The sequence below is a fragment of the Dactylosporangium sp. NBC_01737 genome (genome assembly GCF_035963215.1).
GTDB lineage: Bacteria > Actinomycetota > Actinomycetes > Mycobacteriales > Micromonosporaceae > Dactylosporangium.
This window is the reverse complement of record NZ_CP109153.1, coordinates 12,265,742-12,282,018: the sequence shown is the minus strand read 5'-3', so window position 1 is coordinate 12,282,018 and position 16,277 is coordinate 12,265,742. Positions and strand designations below refer to the sequence as shown.

The 16,277-nt window shown below is 71.2% G+C and carries 16 protein-coding genes; 5 read left to right on the top strand and 11 right to left on the bottom strand.

The window, feature by feature from the left end; genetic code table 11:
• Positions 1–291: 291 nt before the first annotated feature.
• The 5 genes from OHA72_RS56620 to OHA72_RS56600 all read right to left on the bottom strand — a co-directional run bounded on the left by OHA72_RS56620 (position 292) and on the right by OHA72_RS56600 (position 5,179).
• Positions 292–591, bottom strand: a complete 300-nt coding sequence (locus OHA72_RS56620) for a P-type ATPase actuator domain-containing protein (protein ID WP_327004385.1) — start codon at positions 589–591, stop codon at positions 292–294.
• Positions 572–931 (bottom strand): cation-transporting P-type ATPase, encoded by a 360-nt coding sequence (locus OHA72_RS56615; RefSeq protein ID WP_327004384.1) that lies wholly within the window; start codon positions 929–931, stop codon positions 572–574. The genes OHA72_RS56620 and OHA72_RS56615 overlap by 20 nt, the downstream gene beginning before the upstream one ends.
• A gap of 161 nt (positions 932–1,092) precedes the next feature.
• Positions 1,093–1,947, bottom strand: coding sequence for a universal stress protein (locus OHA72_RS56610; protein ID WP_327004383.1), 855 nt, complete (start codon positions 1,945–1,947; stop codon positions 1,093–1,095).
• A gap of 108 nt (positions 1,948–2,055) precedes the next feature.
• A complete protein-coding gene (ppdK, locus tag OHA72_RS56605) occupies positions 2,056–4,725 on the bottom strand; it encodes a pyruvate, phosphate dikinase (protein WP_327004382.1) in 2,670 nt (889 codons plus the stop codon).
• On the bottom strand, positions 4,706–5,179 hold the full coding sequence (locus tag OHA72_RS56600; RefSeq protein WP_327004381.1) for a CBS domain-containing protein: 474 nt from the start codon (positions 5,177–5,179) through the stop codon (positions 4,706–4,708). The genes ppdK and OHA72_RS56600 overlap by 20 nt, the downstream gene beginning before the upstream one ends.
• A 196-nt stretch (positions 5,180–5,375) precedes the next feature.
• Between OHA72_RS56600 and OHA72_RS56595 the strand changes: the two genes are divergently transcribed.
• The gene (locus OHA72_RS56595) at positions 5,376–6,071 is read left to right on the top strand and encodes a CBS domain-containing protein (RefSeq protein ID WP_327004380.1); all 696 of its coding nucleotides are present in this window, start codon (positions 5,376–5,378) and stop codon (positions 6,069–6,071) included.
• Between the two features lie 225 nt (positions 6,072–6,296).
• On the opposite strand, the gene OHA72_RS56590 is transcribed toward OHA72_RS56595, so the two are convergent.
• The 6 genes from OHA72_RS56590 to OHA72_RS56565 form a co-directional block, all read right to left on the bottom strand.
• The gene (locus OHA72_RS56590; protein ID WP_327004379.1) at positions 6,297–6,683 is read right to left on the bottom strand and encodes a hypothetical protein; all 387 of its coding nucleotides are present in this window, start codon (positions 6,681–6,683) and stop codon (positions 6,297–6,299) included.
• The gene (locus tag OHA72_RS56585) at positions 6,680–9,331 is read right to left on the bottom strand and encodes a bifunctional acetate--CoA ligase family protein/GNAT family N-acetyltransferase (RefSeq protein ID WP_327004378.1); all 2,652 of its coding nucleotides are present in this window, start codon (positions 9,329–9,331) and stop codon (positions 6,680–6,682) included. Before OHA72_RS56585 ends, OHA72_RS56590 begins: the two co-directional genes overlap by 4 nt.
• Complete coding sequence (locus OHA72_RS56580; RefSeq protein WP_327004377.1) at positions 9,328–9,984, bottom strand: CBS domain-containing protein; 657 nt, start codon at positions 9,982–9,984, stop codon at positions 9,328–9,330. The genes OHA72_RS56585 and OHA72_RS56580 overlap by 4 nt, the downstream gene beginning before the upstream one ends.
• Positions 9,985–10,088: 104 nt before the next feature.
• Positions 10,089–10,409 carry a hypothetical protein gene (locus tag OHA72_RS56575; RefSeq protein ID WP_327004376.1) on the bottom strand — a complete coding sequence of 107 codons (321 nt, stop codon included), beginning with the start codon at positions 10,407–10,409 and terminating at the stop codon, positions 10,089–10,091.
• Between the two features lie 18 nt (positions 10,410–10,427).
• Entirely contained in the window at positions 10,428–11,048 is a 621-nt protein-coding gene (locus OHA72_RS56570; protein ID WP_327004375.1) for a vitamin K epoxide reductase family protein, read from the bottom strand.
• Entirely contained in the window at positions 11,045–11,806 is a 762-nt protein-coding gene (locus OHA72_RS56565; RefSeq protein WP_327004374.1) for a DsbA family protein, read from the bottom strand. The genes OHA72_RS56570 and OHA72_RS56565 overlap by 4 nt, the downstream gene beginning before the upstream one ends.
• A 255-nt stretch (positions 11,807–12,061) precedes the next feature.
• On the opposite strand from OHA72_RS56565, the gene OHA72_RS56560 reads away from it, so the two are divergent.
• From OHA72_RS56560 to OHA72_RS56545, 4 genes are all read left to right on the top strand, one after another.
• Positions 12,062–12,616, top strand: coding sequence for a DoxX family membrane protein (locus tag OHA72_RS56560; RefSeq protein WP_327004373.1), 555 nt, complete (start codon positions 12,062–12,064; stop codon positions 12,614–12,616).
• A gap of 100 nt (positions 12,617–12,716) precedes the next feature.
• Positions 12,717–14,969 (top strand): formate C-acetyltransferase, encoded by a 2,253-nt coding sequence (gene pflB / locus OHA72_RS56555; protein WP_327004372.1) that lies wholly within the window; start codon positions 12,717–12,719, stop codon positions 14,967–14,969.
• On the top strand, positions 14,966–15,778 hold the full coding sequence (pflA, locus tag OHA72_RS56550) for a pyruvate formate-lyase-activating protein (RefSeq protein ID WP_327004371.1): 813 nt from the start codon (positions 14,966–14,968) through the stop codon (positions 15,776–15,778). Before pflB ends, pflA begins: the two co-directional genes overlap by 4 nt.
• 21 nt (positions 15,779–15,799) lie before the next feature.
• Positions 15,800–16,273, top strand: coding sequence for a CoA-binding protein (locus OHA72_RS56545; RefSeq protein ID WP_327004370.1), 474 nt, complete (start codon positions 15,800–15,802; stop codon positions 16,271–16,273).
• Positions 16,274–16,277 lie beyond the last annotated feature (4 nt).

The following is a 16,277-nucleotide window of genomic DNA, read 5'->3' as shown; positions in this document are numbered from 1 at the left end:
GGTGGGTCGTGCGCGGCGACCGGCTCGAACTGTACGCGGTGACCGACCGGCAGCTGCACGAACAGGACCCCGCCGGCCGCCTGATGCTGCTCAGCTGCGGCGCGGCCCTGCACCACGCCCGGGTCGCCCTGGACGCCGAGGGCTGGTCGCACCGCGTCGAACGGCCCGCCGCCGAACCGCTCGCCGTCGTCCATGCCATCGCGGCCGGTTCGGTGGACCCACACGCGATGCACCTCCTGCAACTGCTGCTGGTCCGGCGCACGGACCGCCGGGTGGTCAGCGACGAGCCGGTCACGCCGGACGTGCGGGAGGCGCTTGTTGATGCCGCCCGGCTGGGTGGCGCGCGCGCCTGCAGGTGCTATGCGGGCCCGTGCGCACCACGACACCCGCGGCCCGTCCGGTGGCGGTCACGGTGCCGGCGAACAGTTCCTCGTCGACGTCCTTGGCCACGGTCATCGACTCGCCGGTGAGCGCCGACTCGTCCAGTGTCAGCCGGACCGCCTCGACGACCCGCAGGTCCGCCGGGATGATGTCGCCCGCTTCGACGCGGACCAGGTCATTGGGGACGAGGTCACCGGCCGGGACGGACACGTCGGTGCCGTCGCGGCGGACCCGGGGCCGACGGCGCGGCCATACGCCGCAGCGCGGCCACCGCCCGGTCGGCGCGCAGCTCCTGCACGACGCCGACCGTCGTGTTGAGCACGATCACCAGCAGGATCACGATCAGGTCGCTGACGTCCCGCAGCGCGGCCGTGACCACCATCGCGGTGAGCAGGACGACGATCAGCGGATCGCGCAGCTGCACCCCGACCCGCGCCAGAATCGACGGCGGCCGGGCGACGGGCAGCTCGTTGCGGCCGTGCCGGTTGCGCGCTTCGGTGACTTCGGCGGTGGTGAGTCCCTCCGGGACCGTCGTCAGGGTGGGCGTCATATCTCGACCATCACACCGCGCCCGAGCATCAGCCAGGGGCGAAGGTCCCACTCCGCCGGGGCCCTCGCCCGGCACGCTGACAAGGCGAACTGGACTGTCGGTGGCAGGTGGACACGGCGAGGGCACGTGCGCGGGTGCGCAGGTGCCCTCGCCGAGCGTCGCTACGGCGCCGCCGGTGCGTGGGCGATCAGCACCGGGCATTCCGCGCAGTGCATGAGCTGCTGGCCGACGGATCCGAGCAGCAGGCCGGTGAAGCCGCCGTGCCCGCGGCTGCCGACCACGACGAGCTGTGCGGTGTGCGACACGCCGATGAGCACCTTCGCGGTGCGGCCCGCGGTTACGAGTGCCTCGACCTTGACGCCGGGGTACCGCTCACGCCAACCGGAAAGCGACGACTCCAGCGCGGCCCGCTCTGCCGCCTCGGCCGCGTCCCGCAGGACGAGTGTCGGCGATGGTGGCACGTAGGCGCGGATCGCGACGACCTCGGCGCCGCGGGCCGTGGCCGCCTCGAACGCGAGGCGCAGCGCCACTTCCCCAGACGCGGAACCGTCGACACCGACGACGACCGGCCCGCTGACCGCGTCGGCGTGCCCGCGCACGACGACGACCGGCGTGCGGGAGTGCGTCGCGACCTGCTGGCTCACCGATCCCAGCAGCAGGTTGCTGACGCCGCCGGCGCCCCGGCTGCCGACGACCAGGAGGCTTGCGGCGGTGTCGGTCAGGTCGAGCAGGGTCGCCGCACCGGATGCGTGCACGGCGGTGCCGATGACGTCGATGCCGTTGTGGTGTTCCCGGACGCGGGTGACGGCGTCGGCGACGAGCTGCTCGCCGGCGCGTTCGGCCGCTTCGATGAGCTCGGCGGTGACGTCGTAGTAGATGCTGGGCCATGCGACGTGGTAGCCGTGCACGATCTGCAGTGGGGTGTGGGTCCGTTCGGCCTCGGCGGCGGCCCAGTCCACCGCTTTGCGTGCCTCGTCGGAGCCGTCGTATCCGACCACGATCCGTTGGGGGTTCATGGCGTCCTCCTTGCGAGTTCCTGTCTTCAGGTTGGCGCGGCGAGCTTGGCGCGTCATGGGATCGAGGCGCGACCGTCCGGGATCTTCGTCCCAGGCACGTCGGTCATGTCAGCGGGTGTCGGAGCCGGTCGCGGCGACGGTGCTGCGGCCCGCCTCGAGCCGGGCGACGGGCACCCGGAACGGGGAGCAGGACACGTAGTCGAGTCCGGCATCGTGGAAGAAGTGGATGGATTCGGGGTCCCCGCCGTGTTCGCCGCAGACGCCGATGTGCAGGTCCGGACGGGTGCGGCGGCCCTCGTCGACGGCGATGCGGACCAGCCGGCCGACACCGTCGCGGTCGATCGACTCGAACGGTGAGACGCCGAAGATGCCGAGCTCCAGGTAGCGGGTGAAGAACGCGCCTTCGACGTCGTCGCGGGAGAAGCCCCAGCCCATCTGGGTGAGGTCGTTGGTGCCGAAGGAGAAGAAGTCCGCGGCGCGGGCGATCTCACCGGCGGTGAGGGCGGCCCGGGGCACCTCGATCATGGTGCCGATGCGGGCGTCGACGCCGAGGGTGCGCAGCAGCTGCAGCGCCTCCTCGCGGACGGCCTCGAGCTCCTGCACGGCGCCGACGAGCGGCACCATGATCTCGGGGAGGACCGTGACACCCTGCTCGCGGCAGGCGAGGGTCGCCTCGGCGACGGCGCGGATCTGCATGGCGAACAGTCCGGGCACGACCAGCCCAAGGCGGACTCCGCGCAGGCCGAGCATCGGGTTCTCCTCGTGCATGCGCTGGACCGCGTCGAGCAGTGCCCGGTCGTGGCCGTCCGGTTCGCCGCGTGACTCGGCCAGGGCGACCTTGACCGACAGTTCGTCCAGCGGGGGAAGGAATTCGTGCAGCGGTGGGTCGATCAGCCGGATGGTGACCGGTAGCCCGTTCATCGCCTGGAACAGCTGGACGAAGTCCGCGCGTTGCAACGGCAGCAGGTCCGCCAGTGCGGCGTCGCGTTCCTTGTCGGTCCGGGCGAGGATCAGCCGTTCGACGAGCGGTCGCCGTTCGCCGAGGAACATGTGCTCGGTGCGGCACAGGCCGATGCCCTGCGCGCCGAATCGGCGGGCGCGGGCGGCGTCGTCATAGGTGTCGGCGTTGGCGCGCACCGCGAGCCGCCGGACCTTGTCGGCGTGGCCGAGGATCCGGTCAACGGCTGCGACGAGCGGGTCGGCGCCCGGGGTTAGGGTGCCTTCGAAGTAGCGCACGACCGGCGACGGCTGGACCGGGACGGCGCCGAGGTAGACGCTGCCGGTGGTGCCGTCGATGGAGATGACGTCGCCCTCGGACACCACGTGACCGTCCACCGTAAATCGTCGCTGATGGACGTCGACGTCGATGCCGTCCGCGCCGCAGACACACGTCTTGCCCATGCCGCGGGCGACGACGGCGGCGTGGGAGGTCTTGCCGCCGCGGCTGGTCAGGATGCCCTGTGCGGCGATCATGCCGGGCAGGTCGTCGGGGTTGGTCTCGCGGCGCACCAGGATCACCGCAGTCCCGTCCGCGGCGACCTCCGCGGCTCTCCGGGCGTCGAAGACGACCGCGCCGACTGCCGCACCGGGCGACGCGGCGATGCCGGCGGCGATCCGTTCCGGCCGGCCAGCGAGGTTGAACGCCGGGAACATCAGCTGGGCGAGCTGCGCGCCGGTCACCCGGGTGAGCGCTTCGTCGGCGTCGATGACGCCGTCGTCGATCAGTTGTGTGGCGATGACGAACGCGGCGGCCGCGGTGCGTTTGCCGACGCGGGTCTGCAGCATCCACAGCTTGCCGCGTTCGATGGTGAACTCGATGTCGCACAGGTCCCGGTAGTGCGCCTCGAGCCGCGCCATGATCGCCAGGAGCTCGTCGTAGGAGCGCCGGTCGAGACCAGCGAGGTCCTGCAGCGGCATGGTGTTGCGGATGCCGGCGACGACGTCCTCGCCTTGGGCGTTGGCGAGGTAGTCGCCGTAGACGCCGGGGGCACCGGTGGCCGGGTCGCGGGTGAACGCCACCCCGGTGCCGGAGTCGGGGCCGAGGTTGCCGAAGACCATGGCGACGATGTTGACCGCGGTGCCGAGGTCGGTGGGGATGTGCTCCTGCCTCCGGTACAGCACGGCGCGTTCGGCGTTCCACGAGCTGAAGACTGCCCGGATGGACTGGTCGAGCTGGTCGCGCGGGTCCTGCGGGAACGCCCGTCCGGTGTGTGCGGTGAAGATCTCCTTGTACGTCGTGACGAGCGCCCGCAGGTCGTCGGCGTCCAGGCCGAGGTCGTCGGTGGTGCCCTTGGCCGCCTTGGCCGCGTCCAGCGCCCGGTCGAACTGCTCGCCGGGGACGTCGCAGACGGTACGACCGAACATCTGGATCAGCCGTCGGTAGGAGTCCCAGGCGAACCGCTCGTCGCCGCCGGTCTGCCCGGCCAGGCCGATGACGGTCGTGTCGGTCAGCCCGACGTTGAGGATCGTCTCCATCATGCCCGGCATCGAGAACTTCGCCCCCGAACGCACCGACACCAGCAGCGGGTCGGCGGTGTCGCCGAGCCGGCGGCCCGCCTGACGTTCGAGCCGCTCCAGGTGCAGGTCGATCTCGTCAGCGAGGCCGAACGGCTCGTCGCCGGTGCGCAGGTACGCGCGGCACGCGTCGGTCGTGACCGTGAAGCCGGGCGGCACCGGCAATCCGAGGTTCGCCATCTCGGCGAGGTTGCCGCCCTTGCCGCCGAGCAGGTCCTTGAGTTCCTTGCTGCCCTCGGCGAAGTCATACACATACTTGGTCACGGCCGGCCTCCTTCGGCGCGGTACGAACCGCTGGTGCCGGCTGGCACTGGCGGGTGGTGATGGCGCCCCGTACGACGCCCAGGTCGTCCACGACAAACGCCGCGTCGACGCTGGCCGCGATGAGCGCCCGCGCCGCCCGGCTCACCGGGCACATCTCGGGCACTATGACGGCGGCTGTCATGAGGTCGCCGGTGACTGCCTGGCGTTTGCCGGCTCGGCGGCGCCGGTGCCGGGGTGTGCCGGCGACACGTGACCCGGCGGTGCAGCCGAACAGGTCCGGGTGATCAGCGGGCTCGATGGCTCCGAGCAGCCGGCCGAAGTCGTCGACGACGGCCACGACGGCGACACCGGTCACCCAGCGACCGTCGACAACGTCGACAAGGTCCTGCAGGCAGGCATGCTCACCGATGGTGGCCGCTCCCGCGGTCATCCTGGTCGCCACAGTCAACGCCACGGCGCACCTCCAAGGGGTCCGTCTCGAAGCTATGCACCGCTGTTTGCCCGGGACAGGGCCGATGGACCTGGATGCGGGGGCCGGTCGAACGTCACCCGCAGAGGTGCCGTTGTGCCCTGCTGCGCATGTCCGGCCGGCCATACGGTCGGCTCAGGACAAGAGCTGGAAAAGATGAGCGTGACAAGGAGGCAAGGCCATGGGCCGCTGGAACGTCGCCGACGTGATGACGATCGGCGCGATATCGGTGCAGGAGGACACGCCGTTCAAGGAGATCGTCGACCTTCTGGAGGCGCACGAGATCAACGCCGCCCCTGTCGTCGACGGATTCGACCGGGTTGTCGGCGTGGTGTCGTCGGCTGATCTGGTGCCGAAGATCGAGTTCGCGGGTGACGACAACCACCTGCGGTTGTTCGAGAACCGGCACACCCGCCAGGCCCGCGGCAAGGCGCACGCGACCGCCGCGGGCGAGTTGATGAACGCCCCGGCCGTCACGGTCATGAGCACCACGTCTGTGGTCGCCGCCGCGCGGATCATGGAGACGGAGGCGCTCAAGCGGCTCCCGGTCGTCGACGACATGGGCCGGCTCATCGGCATGGTGACCCGCCGGGACCTGCTGAAGGTGTTCCTGCGCCCCGATGAGGAGATCCGCCGCGAGATCGTCGCCGAGGCCATGGACGGGCTCGTCGGCGTCGACGGATCCAAGCTGCGGGTCGAGGTCGACGACGGCATCGTCACCCTGCTCGGCGAGGTCGAACGCGGCTCGCTCATCCCGGCCCTGATCCGCCAGGTCGAACGCGTCGACGGGGTCGTCGACGTCGTCAGCCACCTGTCGTTCGATTTGGACGACGCCGGTGACCAGCCGGCCGGGTATCAGTCGCCCGTGATGTTCTGACCGACGAGGCGGCAAGGTGGGCGGGTGGCCGGGGGCCGTCCGCCCACCACCGCAAGCGGCACGCTCGGAGCCGGTATGCCGGCCATCGCGGCGGCCGCGTCACCACCCAGGCGTATGTCGTGGCGGGTGAGCGGTCAGTCGCCCGAGGCGAACCACACCGCACGCGCCGGCCCCGCGTAGGTCACGCCGAGCCGCTGGCTCCGGCCGGTGGGAAGCAGGAGGCGCTCACTCCACGACGAGCCGGTGTGCCCGCAGCAGCCGCGCCCACCACGGGCGGCGCGGACGCCGTGCGGGCAACAGCCGCGACGGTGTAGCCCCTTTCAGACTGACCCAGCCGCCCGGACCCATGTGGACGGCGCCGATCGACGGGCCGCGGCCCCGCCTGACCGCCCCGGCGACGGCAATGGCTGCTGCGGCGGCGAGGCCGGCCACGGCACACCAAGCGAGCCGCTGTGGGTCCGTGACCGGCACGAAGGACACTGTGCCGTCGGTGTGGATGGCGAACGCGCCGACCGGTCGCGACCTGTCGGCGTGGTGCTCCGCCACCGGCGCCAGCATCGTGCCGTGGGGACCCGTGACGGTTGGCTGACCCGCGAATTCCAGTTGTGTCATTGGTTCGGCTCCCGGTTGCCGTTGATGCTCGGACGATGCAGTAGATCCCGCAGGTACGGGTCCGGTTCGCTGCCGACCGCTGACAGTCTGAGTCGCACGTCGACGGCCACGCACCCGGACGGTCCTGCCAGCACCGGGTCGAGTGCGAGCTCCGCGACGTCGGGGAGGTCCACCGCCAGCCGGCCCAGCCGGAGGAGCAGGTTTTCCAGCGCGTCGGTGTCCGCGGGCGCGTCACCCGCGTGGCCGGTCAGCAGCGGGGCGCTGCGAAGCGACCGCCACATGGTGGCGGCGTCCTGGTCGGTGACCGGCAGGAGCCGAAGGACCGGCTCACCGTGCAACTCGGCGGGCCCGCCGACGCCAACCGTGACCAGCGAACCGAACAACGGGTCGTGGGTGATGCCGGCGCGGAGTTCGACCCCGGGGGAGGCCATCCGCTCCACCATCACTGCCGGATCGTCCTCGCCGAGCGACGCGCCGATCAGGTGGCAGGCGTGCCGCACGGCCGCCGCATCGACCAGGCCGAGCCGGACCGCGCCGCCCGGCCGCTGCCCGGGTGCCGCTGCTGTCACGGCGACCGGATAGCCGAGGCCCGCCGCGACGGCCACGGCTGCGGCGACGCCGTCGGCGAGGTGGGCGTCGAGGACCGGGATGCCGTACGCCCGCAGCAGCTGCCGGGCGATACCTGCTGGCTGCCACCCGCCGCCGCCGCGCAGCGCCGTGCCGACAATGTCACGAGCGGCTGCGGCGTCGACGCCGGGCAGCACAGGGCGCCCGCCGAGGGGTGCACGTTGCCATGCGGCGTACTGCACCGCCCTGCCCAGGGCGTGCACGGCCGGCTCCGGCAGCTGGTACACCGGAACCTTCCGACGGCCGAGCGCGGCAGGGGTATCGGGGACACCGACCGCCACGACCGCGACCGGCAGGTCCGGGACCGCGTCGGCGGCCGCGGCCAACGCGCGTAGCGTCGCTGTGCTGTCGTTCGTGCGGGTCGCGGCGAAGGTGACGACGAGCAGGTCCGCCTCGCCGGAGGCGGCCACGAGCCGGACTGCGCCGGCGATGGATTCCGCGGTGCCCGCGGTGCCGAGGTCGACGGGGTTGCCGTGGTCCTGCCCGTCGGGTATCAGCCGGCGGAGCCGGTCCGTGGTCGCGGCGCCGAATGTCGCCAGTGTGAGGCCTGCCGCCGTGGCGGTGTCGGCCGCCAGTACGTTGAGCCCGCGAGCGTTGCCGACGACCGCGAGCCGCCCGCCGGCCGGCAGCGGCTGGCCGACCAGGACCCTGGCCGTGTCGAGCAGCTCGCCGAGGGTGTCGGTGCGGATGACGCCCGCTTGCCGGAAGAGTGCGTCGACCGCACTGTCGGACGCCGCTGCAGCGTGCCGGCCGCTCTTCACGGCAAGCACCGGCTTGCGGCGGCTGATCGCCCGGGCGACTGTGGCGAACCGTCGTGGGTTGCCGAACGACTCGAGGTACAGCGCGACCGCCTGGGTGGCCGGGTCGTCGTGCCAGTAGGCCAGCAGGTCGTTGCCGCTGACGTCGGCCTTGTCGCCGAGCGACACGAAACTGGACACGCCGACGCCGTCGCGTGCGGCTGCCTCCAGGATCGCCACGCCGATCGCGCCGGACTGTGACGCGACGGCGAGCCCACCGGCAGGGGGGAGCGCGGCGGCGAACGTTGCCGTGAGCCGCACCTTCGGGTCGGTGTTGAGCACGCCGAGGCTGTCGGGGCCGACGAGCCGCATGCCGTGCCGCCGCGCCATGCGCACGAGCTCCGTTCGGACTGGTTCGTCAAGATCCGAGGTGAGGACGACCGCTGCGCGGACGCCGGCCGCGCAGCAGTCCCGCAGCACGTCGAGTGCGGCTTTGCCGGGTACTGCGACGATCGCCAGGTCGATCTGCTCACCGACCAGCGCGACGGACGGCAGCGCGGGCAGGCCGCAGACATTCCGGGCGCGCGGGTTGACCGCGAACAGTTCACCGTCGTACCTGCCGGCGATGAGCGCGGCGAGGACCTCGTGGCCGGCGCCGCCGGGTTGCCGGCCCGCGCCGATCACCACCACGGAGGTCGGTGCGAGCAGCGGTCTGAGTGACTGGTATTCGGCGGTGCGGTCGCGCTCGTCGACGGCGGCGAGGGCGGCCTCGTCGGGCAGCGTCGGGATCCTGACCTGGACGATGCCTGGGTCGCTGGACGTGCGTGGGACGCCGGGTGCGACGCCGCGACTGACGCGCAGCATGGCGCCGTTGCCGGCCAGGACATCGCCGATGAGTGCGGTGACGCCCTGACGGCGGGCGGCTGCGGCCAGGTGCTCCAGCAACAGGGTGCCGAGGCCTTCGCCGTGGTGCGCGTCGTGCACGAGGAGAGCGAAGTCGGCCTCACTGGTGCTCACCCGTTCGTAGGAGCCGGCGGCGAGGACCTCGTCGCCGTGCTCGACGAGGAGCGCGAGGTGTTGCTCGTCCGCGGGTCTGGTCAGCCGTCGGACCTCCGCGTCTAGGCCGGCGCCCGCGCTGAAGAACCGCAGGTACCGGTTCTGCGCGGACGTGCCCTCGTGCAACGCGAGTAGCGCCGGCATATCCGCTGCCGTGACGGCCCGGACCCGGACGACCCGGCCGTCCGCGGTCAGGCAGTCGGCCGGGGCCGCCGGTCCGGCGTTCATCCGCAGGCCGTGCCGGTGAGGCCGGCGGGACCGACAGGCGCTGCGTCGCTGGTTGCGATGATGTTGTCGACCACCGCCGCCACGCCGTCCACAGCGTCGGCGATACTGACCACCGTCAGCGCATCGCGGCGGTGCTCTGCGCTGCCGGACAGGGTCACCACGCCGTCCTGGACGGCGGCGGTGATGCCCGCTCGCTCGAACCACAGACCATGGACGAGCAACTCTTCCATGATTTCGCGTTCGATCGTCTCGTCGGATCGCAGCGCGCCACGCAACAGGTCCCGCCGGGTCACAATGCCGACGAGGATCCCGGTGTCGTCGTCGAGGACCGGCAGCCGCTTCACCCGGTGCTGTTCCATCAGTCCGGCGGCGGTGCTCACAAGGGAGCCGGCGGTCACGGTGACCGGCGGTGCGGTCATCAGGTCCCCGGCGGTGTGGGCTTCCGCCTTCCGGTGTACTTCCGGCGGTTCGCCGGCTGATGGTGCGGCATCGGCCGGATGCAGTCTCGGCAGCAGGTCCGCCTCGGAGATGATGCCGATCACGCGGTCGTCGTCGCGGACGACGGGGACGCCGCTCACGCCGAATTCGGTGATGACGTCGATGACGTGCTGGCAGGTGCGGTCGGCGGTCACCACGACCACCGACGGGTTCATGACATCTCGGACGCGTAGGTCGTTCATCGGTCTACCCCCTTCGCTGCCCACGATGCGCTGCGGCTGCCCGTGCCGCACGGGCCGAAGGTCACTCACAGCGGGCCCTATCGGGGCGGTTCGGGCGTGGAGAGCGGGCGCGTGACGGCATCTTGTGCGGCGATCGCGGCCATCGTCCGCTGGTATGCGGCTGGGTCGAGGCGTCCGGCGACCACCCGCCGGGCGACGGCGGCCTCGGCCAGCGCGAGCTGCTCATCGCCCGAGCGCCTCGGCTGCTGCTCCGCGCGTCGCCGCGCCATCCGCCGCACCGCCAGCATCGCGCGGGTCCCTGCGGCGTCGTCGGCGGCCCGGTAGACGGCCAGCACAGCAGCGGCTGCCAGGCCGTACACCAGGACGACGACGGTGGTGACGATCAACATGTGCGTCATGGGTTCAGCTCCGTAGGGCTAGGCGACGAGCGCGCTGCCGTACTTCACGACGACCATCAGCGTCAGGACGAGCAGCCAGATGGTGACCGCGATGGCGTCCAGGTCAGCGTCCAGTGCAGCCTGGAGCGCCGGTGCGGCGCGGCGGGGGAGCGGCAGGTTGCCGTCGCGGATGTTGACGTGGGTGAGGGTGGAGAACACCAGGGTCGTCGACACCGTGATGAGCAGGCACCAGGGGCACAGGGCGCCGATGACGAACGACGACTGGTAGAACAGCCAGTAGGCGAAGAAGACACCGACGGTGTAGACGACCTGCGCGGCCAGCATGAACCAGCGCGGGAACCGCACCCCGCCCAGGCTCGCGACCGCGATCGTGATGACGACGGGTTCGGCGATCAGCCCGAAGAACGCGTTCGGGAACCCGAACAGCTGCGCCTGCCAGGAGCTGCCGACCGTGCCGCAGGACAGCACGGCGTTGATGTTGCAGGTGAGGTCGGCGGCGGGGTCGGCGGCGAGGCTGACCGCGTCGATCGACAGCACGAACGAGGCGAGGAGGCTCAGGACCGCCGACAGCAGCATCGTGCCGTAGATCCAGCCGTCGCGGTGCCGCAACCGCCGGACCCGGCCCAGCGTTCCGGTCACGCCGACCCCTTGGCGGCCGTGATCGCGGCGGTGAGCGGGCCTGCGGTGTACAGGTCACCGTCGAACAGCTTCCCGTTGACCTTCACCGTCGGGGTGCCGGTGACGCCGTCACGTTGGAACGCCGCGTCGGTGGAGGACGCCACCCAGTGCTCGAAGCGGCGTGCGGTGAATGTCGCCGCGACGTCCGTGGGCACGCCCGCTCCTGCCGCGATCGACGCGATCTGCTCGTCGGTCAGGCCGGGACCGCCTTCGCCAGGCTGCTGGGCGAACAGTGCGTCGCTGAACGTGAGCACGACCCTTGGGGCCTGGTCGGCGACCGTGGCGACGGCGTTCGCCGTGCGGGTCGAGTACCGCGTCCCACGCGACTTGTCGTCGAGGAACGCGAGAGGGTGCAGCTCCAGGCGGACGGTACCGTCGGCGACGAGCCGCTCCAGTTCGGCGCTGTTGGCCCGCTCGAACCGGCCGCAGAACGGGCACAGGTAGTCCAGATAGACAGTCACCGTCACCGGGCCACTGCCGACGACGATCGCGCCGCCAGCGGTGGTCCCCGCGGGAACGGCCGTCGACGACGGTGCCGGCGCCGCGGACTGCTCGCCGCGAGCGGCGTCGACCAGCACGAACGCGATCGCAGCCAGCAGCACGACGATGATCGCCCCGCCGCCGATCGCCGCATACCGGTGCCGAGTCTGGGTGCGCTTCTGCGCCTGGGCCCGTGCCTCCCGGACCCGGCGAGACGTCGTGCGTGCCTGTGTACCCATGTCGGCGGCCTCCAGTCAGGTGTGAACGCTGCCGTCAGCCTCCGTGCGCACCGCGCGCTGGCGGATGGGGCGAAGGTCATCAGTTCGCGTCCATGCAGCCCTTCCAGCCCGGGACCTTCGGCTCTGCGTCGACGCCGCAGGACCTTCGTCCCGTTGCTGGGGACCGGTCGACTCTGCTGACGATCATCAATCGGCGCGAGCCTGGTCACGTCAGCACATGAGGCCGATACCTCACCCCGAAGGGATGCGAGAACAATGGCCACCCTCGCCCACGGCGGCGCACGGACCGCCACCACCCACACCACCACGACCGGCTCGAAGTCCGCGAACGCTGCGCGGTACGTCTTCGCCGGCGTGCGCATCGCGCTCGGCTGGGTCTTCCTGTGGGCGTTCCTCGACAAGCTGTTCGGGCTCGGCCACGAGACCGCCGAGAAGGCCGCCTGGATCAACGGCGGCAGCCCCACCAACGGGTTCCTCGGCCGCGCGGTCGCCGGCCCGTTCAAAGACTTCTACAACGGCATCGCGGGCGCCGGTTGGGCGGACTGGCTGTTCATGCTCGGGCTGCTGGGCATTGGTGTCGCGCTGATCCTCGGCATCGGCATGCGGGTCGCCGCTGTCGCCGGGGCGCTGCTGCTGGTGCTCATGTGGACCGCGGTGCTGCCGCCGGCGAACAACCCGTTCATGGACGACCACCTCATCTACGCCGGCACCATCGTCGGGCTCGCCCTGACCCAGGCCGGCGACACGCTCGGCCTCGGCAGGTGGTGGGGGGAGACGGCGCTGGTCAGCAAGGCGCCGTGGCTGAAGTGAACACGTGACAGGTCCCGAGGCGGCAGGTCTTCCGGCCCTGCCGCCTCCGGCCGTGCCGGGAAAGGCTTGATCCGTAGCAGGAACCATCGAGGAGGAACCGATGACCACCATCAGTGCCCCGGCCGAGCTCGCCGCCTGGCGCGGCTTTCAGGGCGGCTCGTGGCGTGAGCAGGTCGACGTGGCCGGCTTCGTGCGCGCCAACGTCCGCCCGTACGAGGGCGACGAGGGATTCCTGACCGGTCCGACCGATCGGACCAGCCACGTGTGGGGTCTGCTGACCGCGATGTTCCCGCAGGAGCGCGAGCGCGGCATCTATGACGTCGACACGCACACCCCGGCGTCGATCACCGCGCACGCGCCCGGCTACATCGACCGCGAGCGCGAGCTCATCGTGGGCCTGCAGACCGACGCGCCGCTGCGGCGGGCGATCATGCCGTTCGGCGGGCTGCGGATGGTCGAAAGCGGGTTGAAGGCCTACGGCTACGAGCTCGACCCTGTGGTGAAGGAGATCTTCACCCGGTACCGCAAGACGCACAACGCCGGCGTGTTCGACGCGTACACGCCGCAGATCCTCGCCGCCCGCAAGGCCGGCGTCATCACCGGCCTGCCGGACGCGTACGGGCGGGGCCGGATCATCGGCGACTACCGGCGGGTGCCGCTGTACGGCGTCGACTTCCTCATCACCGCGAAGCGCCTCGACAAGGCCACCCTCGACGAGCACGCCGCGGTCGCGGACGTCATCCGCGACCGCGAGGAACTCGCCGAGCAGCTGCGCGCCCTGCAGGAGCTCAAGGAGATGGCCGCGAGCTACGGCTACGACATCGGCGGCCCGGCCCGCACCGCGCGGGAGGCCGTGCAGTGGCTGTACTTCGCCTACCTGGCGGCGACCAAGGAGCAGAACGGCGCGGCGATGTCGCTCGGGCGCACCTCCACGTTCCTGGACGTGTACCTCGAACGGGATCTCGCCGAGGGCGCGCTCACCGAGACCGGCGCGCAGGAACTCGTCGACGACTTCGTCATGAAGCTGCGCATCATCCGGTTCCTGCGCACCCCCGAGTACGACCAGCTGTTCTCCGGCGACCCGACCTGGGTCACCGAGTCGATCGGCGGCATGGGCGCCGACGGGCGGACCCTCGTCACGAAGACGTCGCTGCGGTACCTGCAGACGCTGTACAACCTGGGCCCGGCACCCGAGCCGAACCTCACGGTGCTGTGGTCGCCGGCGCTGCCCGAACCGTTCAAACGCTTCTGCGCCAAGGTGTCGATGGACACCAGCGCCATCCAGTACGAGAACGACGACCTGCTGCGGCAGTACAGCGATGACGACACGGCCATCGCCTGCTGCGTCTCGGCGATGCGCGTCGGCAAGGACATGCAGTTCTTCGGCGCCCGCGTCAACGTGGCCAAGGCACTGCTGTACGCCATCAACGGCGGCCGCGACGAGATGACCGGCGCGCAGGTCGCACCCGCCGCCCCGCCGATCACCGGGGACGTCCTGGACTACGACGAGGTGCTCGCCGCGTTCGACCGGACCCTCGACTGGCTCGCCCGCACCTACGTCGACGCCCTCAACATCATCCACTACATGCACGACAAGTACGCCTACGAGCGCATCGAGATGGCGCTGCACGACTACCCGGTGCGCCGGTTCCTCGCCTGCGGCATTGCCGGACTCTCCGTCGCCGCCGACAGCCTCGCCGCGATCCGCTACGCGCACGTCGAACCGGTCCGGGACACCACCGGCCTCGTCGTGGACTACGTCATCGACGGCGACTACCCCGCCTACGGCAACGGCGACGAGCGCGCCGACAGCATCGCCGTGTGGCTGGTCGAGGCGTTCATGGAGAAGGTCCGTACGAACGCCAGCTACCGCGGCGCGATCCACACCCAGTCCGTGCTGACCATCACCTCCAACGTGGTGTACGGCAAGCACACCGGCAACACCCCGGACGGCCGCCGCGCGGGTGAGCCGTTCGCCCCGGGTGCGAACCCGATGAACGGCCGCGACACGCACGGCATGGTCGCCTCGGCGCTGTCGGTGGCGAAGCTGCCGTACACCTCGGCCCGCGACGGGATCTCCCTCACCAGCACCGTCACCCCCGACGGCCTGGGGCGCGCCGACGCCGAACGGGTCACCAATCTGGTCGGCATCCTCGACGCGTACACCGGAGCCGGCGGCTTCCACCTCAACGTCAACGTCCTGGACCGGGCCACGCTGCTGGACGCGATGGAACACCCGCAGCGGTACCCGCAGCTGACCATCCGCGTCTCCGGCTACGCCGTCAACTTCGTCCGGCTGACCCCGGAGCAGCAGCGCGACGTGGTCAACCGCACCTTCCACGGCTCGACATGAGCCACCCGACCGTCCCGTCAACCACCCCCCGCGACGGGACCGCCCGGCCGGACGCCACAGGTTCCCCCGACTGGTGGCGTCCGGCCCAGGGCCGGCTGCACTCCTGGGACGTCTCCACCGGCGTCGACGGCCCGGGCACCCGGTTCGTTGCGTTCCTCGCCGGGTGCCCGCTGCGCTGCCTGTACTGCCAGAACCCCGACACCTGGCGCATGCGCGACGGCACCGCGACCACCGCCGAGCAGATCATCGCCCAGGTCCGTAACTTCGCCGCGTTCGTGCGGACCACCGGCGGCGGCATGACCGTCAGCGGCGGCGAACCGCTGCTGCAACCGGCGTTCACACACGCATTGTTCACCGGTGCCCAGGAACTCGGCCTGCACACCGCCCTGGACACCTCCGGGGCGCTCGGCATGCGCGCCGGCGACGACCTCCTCGACGTCACCGACCTCGTCCTGCTCGACATCAAGTCCTGGGACCCCGCCCGCTATCACACCCTCACCGGCGCGCAGATCGGCCCGACGCTGGACTTCGCCCGTCGCCTCGCCGACCGCGGCACTCCCGTCTGGGTGCGGTACGTGCTCGTTCCCGGACTTACCGACAACCCCGCCGACGTTGCCGGCGTCGCCGGATTCGCCGCTGGCCTCGGCAACGTGGCACGTGTCGACGTCCTGCCGTTCCACCGCCTCGGCGCGGCCAAATACGACCGGCTCGGCATCCCGTTCGCGCTGCGCGACACACCCCCGCCGGACGCCGCGCTCCTGACCCGGGTCCGGGACACGTTCACCACCGCCAGGCCCACAACCTACTGAAAGGCCAACAGGGAGGACGACATGCGAACTAAAGTGGCCGCGGCCCAGTTCCTTGCCAGCAAACGTATCGCGGTGACCGGCGTGTCCCGCACCGCGCAGGGCCACGGCAGCAACGTCGTGTACCAGCGGCTGAAGGAACGCGGCTACGAGGTCTTCGCGATCAACCCGAACACGGACAAGGTCGAGGGCGACCGCTGCTACCCGAGCCTCGGCGCCGTCCCCGGGGGCGTCGACGCCGTGGTCATCGGCACCCGACCGGAGACCGCCGAAGCGACCGTCCGGGAATGCGCCGGCCTCGGCATCCGGCAGGTGTGGATGCACCGATCCATGGACGCCGGCAGCGTGTCCGCGGCTGCCACCGAGTACGGCCGCAGCCACGGCATGACCGTGATCGACGGTGGTTGCCCGCTGATGTACGACCCGACCGCGGACCCCGGCCACAAGGTGATGCGCTGCGTGCTGGCGTGCACCGGCAGGATTCCCCGGAACGTGTAAGGGG